Here is a 17,570-nt window from a genome sequence, read left to right on the forward strand (position 1 = left end):
TAACTGAAAATTTGCCTGCATTCTATCAAATTTGTTAAAATTAATTTTAATAATATAATGTCAGAAAATAAAACTAGGAGAGGCTTCAAAAAGAAGCGATATACTATTCCAATCATAATTTTAATTCTACTTATTGCATTTAGATTATATCTTCCTATTCTCGTGAAAAACAATATTAATAAGGTCTTGGCAGATATTCCTGGCTATTATGGACAAGTTGATGATGTAGGTATTTCTTTATATCGTGGCGCTTATGTAATTAATGGAATGTACCTAAACAAAGGAACTGCGGAAAGCCAAATTCCGTTTTTAAACTTTCCTAAAAGCGATATTTCCATTGAATGGAAATCACTTTTCAAAGGAAAAATTGTGAGCGAAATAATTATGACCAGTCCCGAAATTGTTTACATTTTTGAAGACCAGAAAGAGGAAAGCGGTGATGCGAATGTGGACGATTGGACAAAAGCACTCACAGACATCGTACCTATAGACATTAACCATTTTGAAGTGCACGACGGCAAAATTGCATTCGTTCAACTTTCTGCAGACCCAAATATAGATTTGCAAATAGACAAACTCGAGCTAACTGCGGACAACCTGCGAAACGTGGTGGAAAAAGGACGCATTCTCCCCTCGCCCATTCGCGCGAGTGGTGTTTCCATTGGAAACGGAAAAGTTTCTTTGGAAGGAAATATGAATCTTGTGAAGGAAATTCCAGATATGGATTTGTCTTTTTCACTTGAAAATGCTGATGTTACGGCTTTAAACGATTTCACAAAATACTATGCCGGTTTAGATTTTGACAAGGGTACATTTGGAATTTACAGCGAAATCGCCATCGCTGATGGTCATCTTATTGGCTACGTAAAACCACTTTTCACCGACACTAAATTAATAGGTGAAGGCGATAGTTTTCTTGATGTTTTATGGGAAGGATTTGTAGGAATCTTCAAATTTGTTTTGAAAAACCAAGGCACAGACACTTTAGCGACCAAAGTTCCTTTTGAAGGAGATCTGAATAATGTGGAAGCCGGCGTTTGGCCTACCGTTAAAAATATTTTTGAAAATGCTTGGATCGAAGCTTTTAAAGGCGAAGTTGATGACGATATCAATTATAAAGATGCCTTTGATAAAGGTGAAATTACTCGCGAACAAAAACGTGAAATCCGTAAAAAAGAACGTGAAGAACGTAAGACACAGCGCAAAAAGGAACGCGAAGTTAAGAAAGGCTGATTTTTAAATAAGACGTATAGCCAAAGGACGTAAGAACTTTTTGTTTTACGAAAATTTAAAATATCATAAAAAAATTTAGCCTTACATTCTAATTTCTAATACCTTACAACAAAATCACGAGCATTTATCAATCTAACTATATGAAAGTAATTACAGCTACAATTTATAACCTTGAACAGCTCGTTCCATTATTTGACGGCTTTCGCGTTTTTTACAAACAAGCTTCAAACCCCGACGCAGTCAGAAATTTTTTGAACGATAGGTTCTTAAAACAAGATTCAGTAATATTTCTATGCTTAGATTCTTCTGAAAAAGCTCTGGGTTTTACGCAGCTTTATCCTAGTTTTTCTTCAGTTTCAATGCAACGCGTTTATATTTTAAACGATCTATTTGTAACTTCAGAAGCTAGAAAACAAGGTGTCGGCGAAGCACTGATGGAGCGTGCAAAACAATTCGGAATAAAAGAAGGTTGTAGAGGGATTACCCTTGAAACTGACGCTGACAATCCCGCACAAACGCTTTATAAAAAGTTGGGTTGGAAAAAAGATGATCACGTAAATCATTATACTTGGGAAGTATAATCTGTTTCAATTAGCGTATTTTTACATTTCAAACTTTATTGCAATGGACCATCTCACCAAACTCGAAGAACTTCTAAATGGAGCCAATAACGACATAAAAAATGGCGCTTTTGACGAAGCCACCAACAAACTTGAAAAAATAATTGATATGGATCCTGATTTTGGAAAGGCATACAATCATATGGCTTATCTATACGATGTAAAATTTAAGGAATATGAAAAAGGCGAAACGCTCTACAAGCTTTGTTTAGAAAAAAGCCCGATGTATCCACCCGTTTATTATAACTATGCCGTACTTCTTTCCACACTCAGAAAATATGATGAATTAGAAGAACTGCTCAATACTGCCATCAATATTCCTGGCATCACCAAATCCACTATCTACAACGAATACGCAATAATGTACGAACAACAAGGCAAATTGGACCAAGCCATTGAGTTCTATAAAAAATGCGGGATGGACACTTTAGACAAAGCCACTTTGGAACGCGCCAAAGCTTCCATAGACCGCTGTAAACTGAAAAAAGACTTTCTATAATGCGAATAGACATAATAACCGTAGTTCCGGAATTGCTCCAGAGTCCGTTTGAAGTTTCAATATTAAAACGCGCTATTGAAAAAGGCATTGTAGAAGTACATACCCACAACCTTCGCGATTGGTCCACAAACAACTACAAACAGATAGACGATTACCAGTTTGGCGGCGGCGCAGGAATGGTGATGATGATTGAACCTATTGATAAATGCATTTCAGAATTAAAAGCTGAACGTGATTACGACGAAATAATCTATATGACGCCGGATGGAAAGACTTTCAATCAACACGCAGCCAATGAACTTTCATTGAAAGAAAACATCATAATTCTCTGCGGACATTATAAAGGAGTGGACCAGCGTGTACGCGACCATTTTATAACCCGCGAAATATCTGTGGGCGATTTCGTTTTGAGTGGTGGCGAACTTGCGGCGGCTTTGGTTTGCGATGCAGTTATTCGTTTAATACCTGGGGTTTTGGGCAATGAAACCAGTGCGTTGACAGATTCTTTTCAAGACGATTTATTAGCGCCACCCGTTTATACACGTCCTGCAGAATATAAAGGTTGGGCAGTTCCTGAAATACTTACCAGCGGCAATACTCCAAAAATCGAAGAATGGCGTGAAGATCAAGCTTACAAACGGACTCAGGAACGCAGACCTGATTTGTTGGAGTAGCTGATGGCATAAATAACTGAGTGAAATTTGTAAAACATCAAAAACTTACAAAATAAATTAAAATGAGTGTATTCTCTTATCATCTTATTGAGTTGCCTTTTTATAAAGCGATAAAGGGAATGTTCTCAAATTCAATTTCAAAAAATACCAACGGACTAATTCACTCAGAATATATGACTGCAATGACCTTAGGTGCTCCAATTCTATCTACCTCAAGACTCTTAATAGGACAAGTAGCCGTTTTCATACAATGGGAAAACGAAATTGCATTGGACGCATTTTTGGAAGAAGACAATTTTGGTAGAATACTAGCAAAAGGTTGGCACTTGCGTTTGTCTTTTATCAGAGAATGGGGGAAGTTTAGTGGGTTCGAAATACCTGAATATAAAGATTACTTAGAGAGGCCGAATTCTCCAGTTGTTGCAGTAACCATTGCAAGAATGAAACCTTTTGCAGTTCCAAGATTTATTCATTGGGGAAGACCTGTAGAAAAATTAGTGCGAGATCATCCAGGAACTACTCTTTCATTAGCATCAGTAAAATTTCCAAATACAGTTTCAACATTTTCCATTTGGAAAACAGAAAAAGAAATGACCGATATGGTTCACGGACATAGTGCTGTTGAAAAACCTAAAAGGCATGCGAACGCAATGAAAGAAAGAGAGCGGAAAAACTTTCACTTTGAGTTTACAACTTTAAGATTTAGACCCATTGCAGAATTTGGCAAGTGGAAAGGACAAACAGGTTTTATTCCAGGCCTTTAAAAGACTTAAGCAGAAATGGGAACTCCAAATAGGAAACAAACCTTTCAAGATTGGATTACTCAAAAATGGGTTATTCTTTTTGGAAATAAAATTGATGCTGAAGAACACAAATGGCTTATAGGTCCTTTTGGTTCTACAAACGGTATTGGCTTAAAATTTATTCAGCAATTAGCCAAAAAGGAACATCTAGTTATTGACAAACACAAAAAAGACAGAGGTCTAATTCAATCAATAAACCAACTAAAACTATCTGAAAATGAATTAGAAGCATTATCTCAAAGTGTCATTGATTTTTATGAAAACACATCTAATTACGACCTTGATTTAAAAGTAAAGTGGAATCCATTCTTTAAAGGATTTGGCTTTTTGATAAAAATAATTTTCAGCAATAGAATAGAACAATTAAATGTCCCAATTCAAAATTCGAAGGGCTCGAAAGGGTTAAAAAGTGAAATAATACACTTATTGGAGCCTACAAAAAATGAAATTAAACGCACAATTTGGCTCAGAGCATATAAAACTACAGGCCAAGTAGTATATTCAGGCGTTTATGAAACTTGTACTATTCCATCAGGTGAGACGTGTATAAAAGCAATTTTCCCTTTACCGAACGGAAATGCAATAGTCATTTTAAAACCTAGAGTTGGAATTAATGGTGAACTTATTTTAGAATCTTCAGGACGAAGAATTGGTGATAGCGGTTTTTATTTTTTGCTCAGGGATTCAAAAGGACAGTTGTGGACTAAATTCATTAAATCATTTAAAGATAAGCTAGTCGTAAGCTGTGAAAATGATGAAATTACTGCTGTGCAAACTTTAACGCTTTGGAATTTAAGAGTATTGAAATTTGAATATGAAATAAAAAAAATACAAAGAAATGTGTAAAACAATTGTTTAATTTTAGGCTTATTATAAACTCGTTGCAATTATATTACTTCAAAATCAATCAAACCAACACAAAATGAAAACCAATCAAATAATAACAATACTACTAACAATAGCTCTTTTCGCCGCCTGCAAAAACGAATCAAAGGAAAAAGAAAACACTAAAACCGAAAATACCGTGAGTGCAGATTTCAACAAAATGCTCGACAATTACTACCAAGAAGGTTTAAAGTTAAACCCGCTAAACGCAACATTTTCAGGAGATACGCGCTACAACGACAGTTTTCCGAATTTTCTTTCGGACGAATATACTTCGCAATTGAAAACCTTTTATACAAACTATAAAGAAGAAGCTTCAAAGTTTGATGATTCCACTTTAAGCGAAACTGAAAAGATGAGCAAAGACATTCTTCTATGGGAATGCAACATCAATCTGGAAACGCTTACTTTCAAGAACAGCACTTATTTTCCTATCGACCAGATGTGGACTGTGAATTTAATGATGGGGCAATTGGCAAGTGGAAGCAGCGCCCAACCTTTTAAAACAGTAGAAGATTACAACAATTGGTTGAAACGTTTGGATGGTTATGTAGTTTGGTTAAATTCAGCAGAAACACGAATGAAAGAAGGAATGGCAGCAGGTTATGTGCTTCCAAAATCATTGATTGTAAAAGTAATTCCACAATTAAAAGCAATGACGGAACCAAATCTGAATAAAAATCTATTCAATTCGCCAGTAAAAAATTTCCCTGATAATTTTTCCGATGAAGACAAAAATCAACTAACGGAAGCCTATTCAAAAATGGTTTCAGAAAAAATAATTCCAGCATACCAAAATCTTCACGATTTTATGGCTGGCGATTATTTAAATGCGGGAAGAACAACTACGGGAATTGCAGATACACCAAGCGGAGAAGCATATTACAAACACCAAATAAAACAGTACACTACAACGGAAATGACCGCCGATGAAATTCACCGATTGGGTTTAAGCGAAGTGGCGCGAATTTCTTCAGAAATGGAAAAGGTGAAAGAACAGATTGGTTTTAAAGGTGATTTGAAAGCATTCTTCAATTTTGTGCGAACCAATGAAAAGTTGATGCCATACAAGGAACCACAACAAATCATCGATCATTTCTATGCTATTTACGATACAATGAAACCTAAACTGGAAGTACTTTTCGATCACAAACCCAAAACTACTTTCGAAGTAAAACAAACTGAAAAATTTCGTGAAAGTTCTGCTAGTGCCGAGTATAATCCTGGCAGTTTAGATGGCACGCGTCCTGGAGTTTTTTATGTTCCAATCCCAAATGCTTCAGAATATAATATTTACAGCGATGAATCTTTATTTTTACACGAAGCCATCCCAGGCCATCATTACCAAATTTCATTAACACAAGAAAATGACGAATTGCCAATGTTTCGCAAAACGCTTTTCTACAGTGGTTACGGCGAAGGTTGGGCACTTTATAGTGAATCCCTTGGAAAAGAACTCGGTCTTTATACAGATCCCTATCAATATTTCGGAATGTTGGACGCAGAAATGCACCGAGCAGTTAGATTGGTTGTAGACACAGGAATGCACTCTAAAGGCTGGACGCGCGAGCAAGCTATTCGATATTGTCTAGAAAACGAAGCCGAACCAGAAGCCGGAATAGTTTCAGAAATAGAACGCTATATGGCAAATCCTGGACAAGCATTAGCTTATAAAATTGGCCAATTAAAGATTTTAGAACTCCGCCACAAAGCAGAAAAAGAACTTGGAGACAAATTTAAAATAGGCGAATTCCACAATCAGGTTTTGGAAACAGGCTGTATTCCATTGCAATTGCTTGAAAATAAAATTAACTTGTGGATTGCTAATACGAAGTAAATAACCAATTCAATATAATAATGTAGGCGCGCGATTTATCGCGCGCTTTTTTTCATTCAAAAAATATTGCACATTCAAAAAGTTATTTAGATATTTGTCTAAATAACTAAACAAATTTTGAAAGATATTTTCAAAGCATTAAATGATGACACCCGAAGGGAAATACTGGAACTGCTGAAAAAAGAAGATTTAACCGCTGGGGAAATAGCGGACAATTTCAGAATTTCAAAACCCAGTATATCTCATCATTTGGATATTTTGCAACGGGCAGATTTAATTTCGGGTGAAAAAAAAGGACAGTTTATTCACTATTCAATAAACACCACAATTCTTGACGATGTTTTTACTTGGCTACTAACCCTCAAAAAATAAATATTATGCAATTCAATTTAAAAAAAGAGCTTCAATTGCTCCTACTTTCGGTTTTGCCAGCTTCATTTCTGGCGTATGTTTGGAACGGCTTACCAGCCAAAGTGCCTTTACAATGGGGCATGGACGGTGCAGTAAACCGTTATGGCTCCAAGATGGAATTGTTACTTATCGGTATTCTACCCATTGTACTTTATGCACTATTTCTCTTTATACCGAAAATTGACCCCAAGAAACGATTAGATTCAATGGGTAATAAATACTATACTATAAGATTGATAACAGCTTTGTTTATAACAGTGTTATTCACTTTTATTATTTACTCTATAAAGGAACAATCCCTTGGCAACCCAAACTATATATTTATGATTATTGGCGCGTTTTTCGTGTTACTCGGTAATTATTTTAAAACGATTAAGCCAAATTACTTTGTAGGAATAAGAACACCTTGGACTTTAGAAAATGAAAGTATCTGGAAAACAACACACAGATTTGCAGGAAAATTATGGGTAGCTGGCGGCCTCATTATAATAATTTCCTGTTTCATATTTAATGAACAAACTGCATCAACTTTATTTCTAATAATTACAGGAATAATAACGTTAATTCCTATTGCACATTCGTACATCCAATTTAAAAACCCTCCAAAGGAGTCTATTTCCTGATATAAATTAACTCAGGAACTATCAATTAAGTTACTTAGCGCATTTAAATTAAAAATCACTTGCCAAATTACTTAATTTACTTACTTTTGCACCCACTTAATTCAACCTCTGGCGAGAACCGCGAACGTTGTTTTAATTTAAACCTTATCAAATTAACAAAATGGAAGCGTTAATAAAATTTGTACAAGACGAATTTGTAACAAAAAAAGAATTTCCTGAATTCGGAGCTGGTGACACTATTACTGTCTATTACGAAATCCGTGAAGGTGAAAAAACTAGAACCCAGTTCTTTAGAGGTGTTGTAATCCAAGTGAAAGGAACAGGTATTACCAAAACTTTTACAATCCGAAAAATGAGCGGTACTGTAGGTGTGGAACGTATCTTCCCACTTAATATGCCAGCTCTACAAAAAATTGAGATCAATAAAAAAGGTAGCGTGCGTAGAGCTCGTATTTACTACTTTAGAGGTCTTACTGGAAAGAAAGCTCGTATCAAAGAAAAACGTTCATAACTCATTCTTTGTTGAAAACTCTCAAAAGCCCTGTATTTGCAGGGCTTTTTTTATGAACAATTGTTGATAAGCGATGTTTGTAAACTGTGGATTCTTAAAGGGTTACAACCTCTTGCCAATTCAATTATACGTTCTATATTAGCTGTATCAAAATGGTGTTACAGCCAAGATGATAAACTAAAGTAACGTTCTTTTACACTATTTTTTCCAAATTGTTCACGAAGCTAACGCTCGCAAGAATGTTAGTCTCCAGATTAGAAAAAATAAAAAGACTACACTTTATAGGCTTTTTTTAATTGCCTGAAGTACTCACGATCTTTAGATTATTAGTACTGAGATTAAAAAAAGTTTTTGGGTCAGTTATTGAAAATGGTATCAACCTCACGGAAGATGGAAATTACAAAAACGGAACCCGTGTAAGTAAAGCACAACCGCAAGAATATAATAACCTTGCTTAGAATTCACTCCGGTGAATTGGTTGGTAAAAGTTTACTTTACAAGGAGCCATATCACAATGTATTTATACAGTGATATGGCTTTTCTTGTTTTAAATGCTTTTGGTTTTTTACCGCAAATTCACGAATACTAATGTATAATTATTCGTGAATTCGTGGTAAGCTAATCAATCAGCTCGACTACTCAACTTCTCAATTCTAAACAACTCAACTTCTAAACTTTTAAACTCATAAACCCTCTTTCAAAACCCCTTACAAATCGCTATATTTGCATTCTTTAAAATTTAAAATATTTTAGTTTCAAAAAACCATTCAATGACAAAATCTTCCAAAATTATATATACTAAAACCGATGAAGCACCGGCTTTGGCAACTCACTCATTTTTACCTATTGTTGAAGCGTTTACGGCTCCTGCAAACATAGAACTTGAAAGCAAGGACATTTCGCTAGCAACAAGAATCTTAGCGGTTTTTCCTGAGTTTTTAAAAGAAGAACAACGTGTAAACGACGATTTAGCTGAATTGGGCGAACTTGCCAAAAAACCAGAAGCTAACATAATCAAACTTCCAAATATCAGTGCTTCTTTACCACAGTTAAATGAAGCAATTGAAGAACTTCAAAAGAAAGGTTTCAATATTCCAGATTACCCAGAAGCTGCAACTTCTTCTGAACAAAAAGAAATAAAAGCTAAATACGATAAAATTAAAGGAAGTGCTGTAAATCCAGTACTTCGTGAAGGAAACAGTGATCGTCGCGCGCCAAAAGCAGTAAAAAATTACGCTAAAAAACATCCGCACAGTATGGGGGCTTGGAGTAGCGATAGCAAAAGCCACGTTGCCACAATGCAACACGGCGATTTCTTTCACAATGAAAAATCATTGACTTTGACTGCAGATGATACTTTAAGTATCGTTCTAGTTCAAAATGATGGCAATAAAACTGTTTTAAAAGACAATTTAAGAGTATTAAAAGGCGAAATAATCGACGCTACGGTTATGAGCAAGAAAGCATTGGTTTCCTTTTTAGAGGAACAAGTTAAAGATGCCAAAGAAAAGAAAGTACTATTTTCAGTGCATTTGAAAGCTACGATGATGAAGGTAAGCGATCCGATTATTTTCGGTTATGTTGTTAAAGTTTATTTTGAAGATCTTTTCAAAAAATATGAAGATACTTTCAAAAAGTTAGGTGTTGACGCAAATAACGGCCTTGGTGATCTTGAAAACAAGCTTTCAGAATTAACCGCTGAAAAAAGAAACGAAATTCTAGCCGATATTAAAAAAACAATTGATGAAAACGCAGACTTGGCAATGGTTAACAGTGAGAAAGGCATTACTAACCTTCACGTTCCAAGTGACGTTATTGTGGATGCCTCTATGCCTTCAATGATCCGTAATTCTGGGAAAATGTGGGGTTCAGATGGAAAAAGCCACGACACTAAAGCTGTGATTCCTGACAGTAGTTACGCAGGTATTTACGAAGCCACGATTGAATTCTGCAAAAAACATGGAGCCTTTGATCCAACTACGATGGGAACGGTGCCAAACGTAGGTTTAATGGCTCAAAAAGCAGAAGAATACGGAAGCCACGATAAAACTTTTGAAATTTCAGCAGATGGAAAAGTTCAAGTTTTAGATGCCTCTGGAAAAGTAATAATAGAACACAACGTTGAAGAAGGTGACATTTGGAGAATGTGCCAAGTGAAGGATTTGCCTATTCAAGATTGGGTAAAACTAGCAGTATCACGTGCTCGCGCAACAGGAGATCCTGCAATTTTCTGGCTAGATGAAAACCGTGCACACGATGCAGAACTGATCAAAAAAGTAAATAAATATCTTCCAGAGCACGATACTAATGGTTTGAATATAAAAATTCTTTCCCCAGAAAAAGCGACCGAATATACTTTGGAACGCGTAAAAGCTGGCAAAGACACTATCTCAGTTTCAGGAAATGTGTTGCGTGATTATTTGACAGACCTCTTCCCTATTTTGGAATTAGGAACCAGTGCAAAAATGCTTTCCATCGTTCCGTTAATGAATGGTGGCGGTTTGTTTGAAACTGGAGCCGGTGGTTCTGCGCCAAAACACGTTGAACAATTTCTAGAAGAAGACCATTTACGTTGGGATTCTTTAGGTGAATTTCTGGCTTTAGCTGTTTCTTTGGAACATTTAGGAACCAAATACAACAATCCAAAAGCCTTAGTTTTGGCGGATGCTTTAGATGAAGCAACGGAAAAATACTTGGACAACAGCAAATCTCCTTCGCGAAAAGTAAACGAAATTGACAACCGCGGAAGTCATTTTTATTTGGCTATGTATTGGGCCGAAGCGCTTTCAAAACAAGACAAGGATCAGGATTTGAAAACAATATTCACTCCAATAGCTAAAGAATTGAAAGAAAACGAATCCAAAATAAATCAGGAATTGATAGCCGTTCAAGGTCATTCAGTTGATATTGGCGGTTATTACGAACCAACCGAAAAGTTAGTTTTTGAAGCCATGAGACCAAGTAAAACTTTTAATAACATACTTTCAGAAATAAAGTAAAAGCTAAAACGTTTTAAAACCTTCAGCGCTGCTGAAGGTTTTTTTATACATAAAAACAAGCATTTGAAAAAAATAATACTTTTTCTACTTTTCTTCGGAAGCATCGCAACTTTCGCACAGGAAAAATTTACGATCAGCGGCACCATTTCCGAAGCAGATTCTGGCGAAACTCTTTTTGGAGTAAACGTACTTATTCCTTCGCTTCAAACGGGAACTGTAACCAATCAGTACGGTTATTATTCCATAACGCTTCCAAAAGGCGATTATGAAATTTATTATAGCAGTATTGGTTTCGCCACTCAAAAAGTTGAAATTTCCCTTTCAGAAAACATAAAAAAAGACTTCGAATTAGCAACCGATACAGAAAGTCTAGATGAAGTTGTAATAGAAGCTAATGGTGAAAATCTAAACATTCGCAGTTCGCAGATGAGCGCCAATACGCTTTCTTCAAATACCATTAAAAAGATTCCTGTAGTTTTGGGCGAAGTTGATGTTATAAAAGCCATTACCTTACTTCCCGGAGTTACAAGTGCAGGTGAAGGCGCCAGTGGTTTCAACGTTCGCGGCGGTGCGGCAGATCAAAACCTAATCTTATTAGATGAAGCTACACTTTATAATTCTTCTCACTTGTTTGGTTTCTTTTCGGTTTTCAATCCAGATGCGATTAAGGATTTGACGCTTTACAAAGGAGGAATTCCAGCGCGCTACGGCGGACGGATTTCTTCAGTATTAGACATTTACCAAAAAGATGGTAACAAGCGAGAATATCACGCAAGCGGCGGAATTGGTCTTGTTGCAAGTCGTTTGCTTTTGGAGGGCCCAATAAAAAAAGATGAAGCTTCTTTCTTAATTGGCGGCCGTAGTAGTTATGCACATTTATTTCTTCCGCTATTTAACAATGATAACGTGGCCTATTTTTACGATCTAAACGCCAAACTAAGCTACAACGTTGACAATAACAATCGGCTATTTTTATCAGGTTACTTCGGAAGAGATGTTTTTGAAATTTCTGACACTTTCGCGAATAGCTTCGGAAATACAACTTTAAACCTTCGTTGGAATCATCTTTTTTCAGATAAATTATTTTCAAACCTTTCGCTTATCTATTCAGATTACTACTACGGTTTGGAGTTGAAATTTGTTGAATTTGATTTTGATAGCGGGATTCGAAACTTCAATTTAAAATATGATTTCACAAATTACATTTCAAACAACGTAGATTTACGCTACGGGATCAATAGTATTTACTACAATTTCAATCCCGGAGATGTAACGCCAACAACTGAAACTTCAGGAATAAACCCCTTCAAACTAACCGATAAATACGCTTGGGAAAACGCTGCCTATGTTGATGCTGAAATTGATTTCTCAGATAAAATTTCCGTTCAAGCAGGGCTTCGTCTTTCTACTTTTAACCGATTGGGGCAAGATGAATTGTTTTTATATGAAAACGACAGCCCAATAAATTACAACCTAAGTTTAGATATTTACCAAAAAGCAAAACCGATTGATACCGTTTCTTTCAGCCGAAGCGAAACCATAAAATCCTTCGCTAATTTGGAGCCGCGTTTTTCAATTTCCTATTTATTGAATGATGATTCGTCCATAAAAGCCAGTTATAATAGGATGGCGCAGTACATTCACTTAATTAGCAACACCACTTCGCCTACGCCGTTTGATATTTATGCTCCCAGTGGAAAATATATTGAACCACAGTTGGCAGACCAAGTAGCTGTGGGTTATTTCAGAAATTTTGAAAATTATTCTTTGGAAGTGGAAAGTTTTTATAAAAAGGTGAAAAATCGTTTAGATTATGTTGATGATGCAGATTTAATAGCCAATGATGCTATAGAACAAATTCTGCTGAATGGTGAGGCAAGAGCTTATGGTTTAGAGGTTCTTTTCAAAAAGACAACAGGGAAATTTCAAGGTTGGCTGGCTTATACCCTTTCAAAAAGTGAACAGCGCACACCAGGCAGGACAGCTATTGAAACTGGGATAAACAATGGCGAATGGTACAATTCTGCTTGGGACAAAACACACGATATCTCTTTAACTGGGCAATACGAGCTTTCAAAAAAATGGTCGTTTGGCGCAAATTTCATCTTCCAAACTGGAATACCAACCACCTATCCAGAAGGACAGTATGAATATAATGGCGTTGTAGTTCCGGTTTATGAAACTCGCAATAGCAGTCGTCTTTCTGCATTTCATCGTTTAGATCTCTCGGCTACTTGGACTCCAAAACCTGAAAGCACAAAACGTTGGAAAGGCGAATGGGTTTTTAGTATTTACAACGCTTACGACCGAAAAAACGCAGCTTCAATCAGTTTCAGTGAAAATACGGATATTGGTCAAAACGAAGCTGTTCGGCTTTCTATTTTCGGGATAATCCCTTCGGTTACCTATAATTTTAAATTTTAAAACTATGAAGAAGTTATTTTTATTAGTGATTTTCTTCGGAATTCTAACTTCTTGCGAAGATGTTATTGATGTTGAACTTAACGACGCACCGCCACGATTGGTAATTGAAGCTAATTGTAATAAAACCATTGAATCAGAACAAGTTCAGGCCAGAGTGAGGTTGACAACAACTAAACCATTTTTTGGAAACGAAAATACTATTGTTGATGATGCTGAAGTAAGAATAATTACTGAAGAAGGATATATTGTAAATCTAGAATATTTTAACGATGGTACTTATACGGCACCTTTCCCCGTAGAAAGTGGAAAAGATTACAAATTAGAAGTTATTTACAAGGATGAAATTTACACAGCTACTGAACAATTGTACACAACTTCACCTTTAGAATTTGTTGAACAGCGCGACGACGGAGGCTTCACGGGAGAAGACATTGAATTGAAAGCGTTCTTCACAGATCCAGCCAATGAAACAAATTTTTACTTTTTTGAAGGACTTTCACAACGAGGAAGAGTTTTAGACGTTTCTAATGATGAGTTTTACAATGGCAACACAATTTTCGGTTATTATTTGGTAGAAGATTTGGCTTCAGGAGATAAAGTTCAGTTCAACCTTTATGGTGTGAACGAAGCATTTTACAATTTTATGTTTGTGCTTTTGCAACAAACCGGCGGCGGCGGCGGACCTTTTGAAACACAACCTGCAACAGTTCGTGGAAATATAGTGAATCAAACAAATCCAGAAAATTATCCTTTGGGTTATTTTAGGATTTCTGAAATATCTACACTTAATTACACCGTTGAGTAAAACACTATTCCAAAATCTCACATCGTCAATCGTAAATCGTAAATTTGTCTATGTCTTTCATAAAAACAACCGAGTCCGATTCAAAATACAATCATTTAGAGAAAATGAGCGTTTCTGAATTGCTTCAAAACATCAACAACGAGGATAAAACTGTTGCTTTTTCAGTTGAAAAAGCACTTCCGCAGATAGAAAAACTTACTGAAAAAGTAGTTGAAAAATTGAAAGACGGAGGAAGGTTATTCTACATTGGCGCTGGAACTAGCGGCAGATTAGGAATTGTAGACGCAAGTGAATGCCCACCAACATTCGGTGTTCCTCACGATTTGGTTGTAGGTTTAATTGCTGGTGGCGATATTGCAATCCGAAAAGCGGTTGAATTTGCAGAAGATTCCGAAAATCAAGGTTGGGAAGATCTTCAAAAAGAAAATATTTCGGATAAAGATGTTGTTATTGGCATTGCGGCTTCAGGCACCACTCCTTATGTAATTGGCGCGTTGAAGAAGTGTAATGAAGGTAATATTCCTACAGGCTGCATAACTTGTAATGAAGGCAGTCCATTGGCACTAACAGCGCAATTTCCTATAGTTGTAACCGTCGGGGCAGAATTTGTAACTGGAAGTTCACGTATGAAAGCAGGCACCGCTCAAAAGCTAGTTCTTAATATGATTTCTACCGCAGCAATGATTCAATTGGGGCGAGTTAAAGGAAACAAGATGGTTGATATGCAATTGAGCAATAATAAACTTGTAGATCGTGGTGTAAAAATGATTATGTCTGAATTGGACGTTTCAGAAAAAGAAGCACAATCACTTTTAGAAAAATATAAAAATGTTCGCAACGCAATAAATAATTTTCAAAATGGGTAAAAAGCACACGGACTTCGATTTGCTCAAAAAAGGAATTAAATTCATGGCTTTTGCTTTGCCACTACTTTTTTTAAGCCCTTATTTACTCACCTTGTCTTTCCTTAACAAAGAAACCTATATGTTCTACGTGTTCCTTTTCTTCGGAATTGTAGCTGGTGCCGGAGCTATTTACCTTTGTTTTAGAGGTATTAATACAATAATGAAATCTATTTTTTAATTTTATAAAATTAAAAAGGCTATCTCGAAAGACGGCCTTTTCAAAATAATTCAATATAATATTACTCTTTCATAATTTTAACGGTCTTTTCATTTTCATTTATCTTCACTGTTACTAAATAAATACCTTTTGCCAAAGGTGACAGATCCAGTTCCACCTTAGGAGTTTGGAGTTGTAAATGTAGAATCTTCTGACCCAATAAATTGCTAATGTAGATTTCTGAGATATTTTCAGAATGTTTCAATATCAGTAAATCTTTTGTTGGATTAGGATAATATGTGAAATTGGCATCACTAAAGTCTGAAACACCTAAAGTTAAATTCAATCTTCCAAAAAATTGAGCGGAAGCATCATCAATTAACACACTTACTCCGGTATTTGGGTCTAACCGACTAACACCCGCACCGCTTGAATATAAAATTTCTCCACTTCCAAGTTTCACCACACCTCTTAAGGCACCAACACTCCAATAATCAATGACAGAACCGTCTGTTTCAGAAATGCGGTAAAGCCCATTTTGGTTACCTCCATTTACACTACTAAACACAGCAGCAAGTATTACACCTGGTTGCTCTATTTCTATTTGTTCAATAAAAGAAAGAACATCTGGTTCCACAATATTACCTAGGAAGGCACCATTATAATCACGTCGATCAATATTGTTACTTGCAATATAGGAAATATACACTTCACCATTTCCGTTATCTATAATATCAAATGGCGAATCAGACTGCGGAGTTACCAAAAAAGATCCCAAATTATTACCGTTAAGATCAAAGCGGATAATTCCATTTCCCGGGGCGCCGTTATTGTCGCCAGCATTACAAACCCAGACTTCACTTCCATTAACAACAGCCAATCCCCGGATATTATCTAATCCAGTATCTATACTAAACATTAAATTGCCGTCCAGATCGTAGCGTTCAATTTTATCTGCTAATTGATATGTAATCCAAATTTCATCTTCTACTTGAATCAAAGCTTTGGGAGTTCCTGAATCAAGAGTTATAAATGAAGGATCAATAATTTCACCTGTTTGAGAATTCAAGAGACGTACTTGGGAATCTTGTATAACGGCGATGCGTTCTTGTGTATAAACTAAACAAACGCTGAAAATTAATATTAGAGCGAAGAGTTTTGTCAAAAATGTATTTTTTTTCATAATAGCTTTATTTGTATGTAGTTAAGATATATAGAATTATGCTTTAACACAAGTTAATTCTCTTATACTAAATATCCGATTTCTAAAATATTTGGTTTACTAGAAAATTTAATCACGTCTGTGTCATAGTTCAATACTACATTTGGATACCTCTTTTAATATAAATGCAACCAGAATGCCACTTTTCAAAAAAATGAATTAGAAATAATGCTACATGAATACATTTTTATAACTATCTAATTGGAACATTTGAAATTAAAAAATACAGAGTTCGAAATTAAGATTCGAAAAAAATGGATTACAATCTGACTCTATCTTGCAAGTAACTAGACTATTCAAATACATCTTTTTTTTGAATCAAAGAATCTCAATCAAATAGATGACGGAGGTCTATGAAGGAAGATGGCTCTATTAAAGTGAAGCGGCAAATTCCACTCTTGGATAGATTTTTAATCTTGACTACAAAAAAACCGTATCAAAATAAAATGATTGAATATTTAAGGAAAACCTCAAACTGTCAACACTTTCTGAGGGAGCGTTTACTCCATAAAAAAAGTCCCAATCAATTAAATGATTGGGACTTTAAAGGAAGGCGGCGACCTACTCTTCCACATAACTGCAGTACCATCGGCGCAAACGGGCTTAACTTCTCTGTTCGGAAAGGTAAGAGGTGAGCCCCGTCGCTATAACCACCTTAGTGTTTAGTTAGGAGTTATGAGTTAAGAGTTATGAAAGTCATAACTCAGCACTCTGAACTCTTAACTTCTAGCCATAGGCTAGAGAATATCTTGACATATAGAAACAAAGTATAGGGGAAAAGTGAATTTACTTACTTAAAAGAGTTGCTTCCCTCCACCGAAATGGAGGGATGCGTCGTACATAAGCTTACGGGCTATTAGTACCACTCGGCTGGGACATTACTGCCCTTACACCTATGGCCTATCAACGTGGTAGTCTCCCACGGCCCTTTAAAGAAATCTCATCTTGTGGTGGGTTTCGCG

The 17,570-nt window shown here is 36.0% G+C and carries 16 protein-coding genes and 2 rRNA genes (1 of these 18 only partly in view); 15 read left to right on the forward strand and 3 right to left on the reverse strand.

Features of this window, described 5'->3' with window-relative positions:
* Nucleotides 1-57: 57 nt before the first annotated feature.
* From AEQSU_RS01220 to AEQSU_RS01290, 15 genes are all read left to right on the forward strand, one after another.
* Nucleotides 58-1,233, forward strand: coding sequence for a DUF748 domain-containing protein (locus tag AEQSU_RS01220; protein ID WP_014781033.1), 1,176 nt, complete (start codon nucleotides 58-60; stop codon nucleotides 1,231-1,233).
* Between the two features lie 140 nt (nucleotides 1,234-1,373).
* Complete coding sequence (locus AEQSU_RS01225) at nucleotides 1,374-1,814, forward strand: GNAT family N-acetyltransferase (RefSeq protein WP_014781034.1); 441 nt, start codon at nucleotides 1,374-1,376, stop codon at nucleotides 1,812-1,814.
* Nucleotides 1,815-1,857: 43 nt separating this feature from the next.
* Nucleotides 1,858-2,352 carry a hypothetical protein gene (locus AEQSU_RS01230; protein ID WP_014781035.1) on the forward strand — a complete coding sequence of 165 codons (495 nt, stop codon included), beginning with the start codon at nucleotides 1,858-1,860 and terminating at the stop codon, nucleotides 2,350-2,352.
* Nucleotides 2,352-3,026: a tRNA (guanosine(37)-N1)-methyltransferase TrmD gene (gene trmD, locus AEQSU_RS01235; RefSeq protein WP_014781036.1), complete on the forward strand. Its 675-nt coding sequence runs from the start codon at nucleotides 2,352-2,354 to the stop codon at nucleotides 3,024-3,026. The genes AEQSU_RS01230 and trmD overlap by 1 nt, the downstream gene beginning before the upstream one ends.
* A 62-nt stretch (nucleotides 3,027-3,088) precedes the next feature.
* Entirely contained in the window at nucleotides 3,089-3,790 is a 702-nt protein-coding gene (locus AEQSU_RS01240; protein WP_014781037.1) for a hypothetical protein, read from the forward strand.
* Nucleotides 3,791-3,805: 15 nt separating this feature from the next.
* Complete coding sequence (locus tag AEQSU_RS01245; RefSeq protein ID WP_014781038.1) at nucleotides 3,806-4,675, forward strand: hypothetical protein; 870 nt, start codon at nucleotides 3,806-3,808, stop codon at nucleotides 4,673-4,675.
* Between the two features lie 76 nt (nucleotides 4,676-4,751).
* The gene (locus AEQSU_RS01250) at nucleotides 4,752-6,551 is read left to right on the forward strand and encodes a DUF885 domain-containing protein (protein WP_014781039.1); all 1,800 of its coding nucleotides are present in this window, start codon (nucleotides 4,752-4,754) and stop codon (nucleotides 6,549-6,551) included.
* A gap of 117 nt (nucleotides 6,552-6,668) precedes the next feature.
* Entirely contained in the window at nucleotides 6,669-6,923 is a 255-nt protein-coding gene (locus tag AEQSU_RS01255) for an autorepressor SdpR family transcription factor (protein WP_014781040.1), read from the forward strand.
* A 5-nt stretch (nucleotides 6,924-6,928) separates the two neighbouring features.
* Nucleotides 6,929-7,585: an SdpI family protein gene (locus tag AEQSU_RS01260; protein ID WP_014781041.1), complete on the forward strand. Its 657-nt coding sequence runs from the start codon at nucleotides 6,929-6,931 to the stop codon at nucleotides 7,583-7,585.
* 160 nt (nucleotides 7,586-7,745) lie between these two features.
* On the forward strand, nucleotides 7,746-8,096 hold the full coding sequence (rplS, locus tag AEQSU_RS01265; protein WP_014781042.1) for a 50S ribosomal protein L19: 351 nt from the start codon (nucleotides 7,746-7,748) through the stop codon (nucleotides 8,094-8,096).
* Between the two features lie 770 nt (nucleotides 8,097-8,866).
* The gene (locus AEQSU_RS01270; protein ID WP_014781043.1) at nucleotides 8,867-11,095 is read left to right on the forward strand and encodes an NADP-dependent isocitrate dehydrogenase; all 2,229 of its coding nucleotides are present in this window, start codon (nucleotides 8,867-8,869) and stop codon (nucleotides 11,093-11,095) included.
* Nucleotides 11,096-11,158: 63 nt separating this feature from the next.
* The gene (locus tag AEQSU_RS01275; RefSeq protein ID WP_014781044.1) at nucleotides 11,159-13,519 is read left to right on the forward strand and encodes a TonB-dependent receptor; all 2,361 of its coding nucleotides are present in this window, start codon (nucleotides 11,159-11,161) and stop codon (nucleotides 13,517-13,519) included.
* Nucleotides 13,520-13,523: 4 nt separating this feature from the next.
* Nucleotides 13,524-14,324 carry a DUF4249 domain-containing protein gene (locus AEQSU_RS01280; protein ID WP_014781045.1) on the forward strand — a complete coding sequence of 267 codons (801 nt, stop codon included), beginning with the start codon at nucleotides 13,524-13,526 and terminating at the stop codon, nucleotides 14,322-14,324.
* 50 nt (nucleotides 14,325-14,374) lie between these two features.
* Nucleotides 14,375-15,190, forward strand: a complete 816-nt coding sequence (gene murQ, locus AEQSU_RS01285; protein WP_014781046.1) for an N-acetylmuramic acid 6-phosphate etherase — start codon at nucleotides 14,375-14,377, stop codon at nucleotides 15,188-15,190.
* Nucleotides 15,183-15,407 (forward strand): DUF6095 family protein, encoded by a 225-nt coding sequence (locus AEQSU_RS01290; protein ID WP_014781047.1) that lies wholly within the window; start codon nucleotides 15,183-15,185, stop codon nucleotides 15,405-15,407. The genes murQ and AEQSU_RS01290 overlap by 8 nt, the downstream gene beginning before the upstream one ends.
* Nucleotides 15,408-15,468: 61 nt before the next feature.
* Here AEQSU_RS01290 and AEQSU_RS01295 read toward each other — a convergent pair whose 3' ends face one another.
* The 3 genes from AEQSU_RS01295 to AEQSU_RS01305 form a co-directional block, all read right to left on the reverse strand.
* Nucleotides 15,469-16,569 carry a T9SS type A sorting domain-containing protein gene (locus AEQSU_RS01295; RefSeq protein ID WP_014781048.1) on the reverse strand — a complete coding sequence of 367 codons (1,101 nt, stop codon included), beginning with the start codon at nucleotides 16,567-16,569 and terminating at the stop codon, nucleotides 15,469-15,471.
* A gap of 587 nt (nucleotides 16,570-17,156) precedes the next feature.
* Nucleotides 17,157-17,266: ribosomal RNA gene (gene rrf, locus AEQSU_RS01300) — 5S ribosomal RNA — on the reverse strand.
* A gap of 178 nt (nucleotides 17,267-17,444) precedes the next feature.
* Nucleotides 17,445-17,570 (reverse strand): 23S ribosomal RNA (locus AEQSU_RS01305); it runs 2,710 nt beyond the window's last position.

It is taken from the genome of Aequorivita sublithincola DSM 14238 (assembly GCF_000265385.1).
Lineage (GTDB): Bacteria > Bacteroidota > Bacteroidia > Flavobacteriales > Flavobacteriaceae > Aequorivita > Aequorivita sublithincola.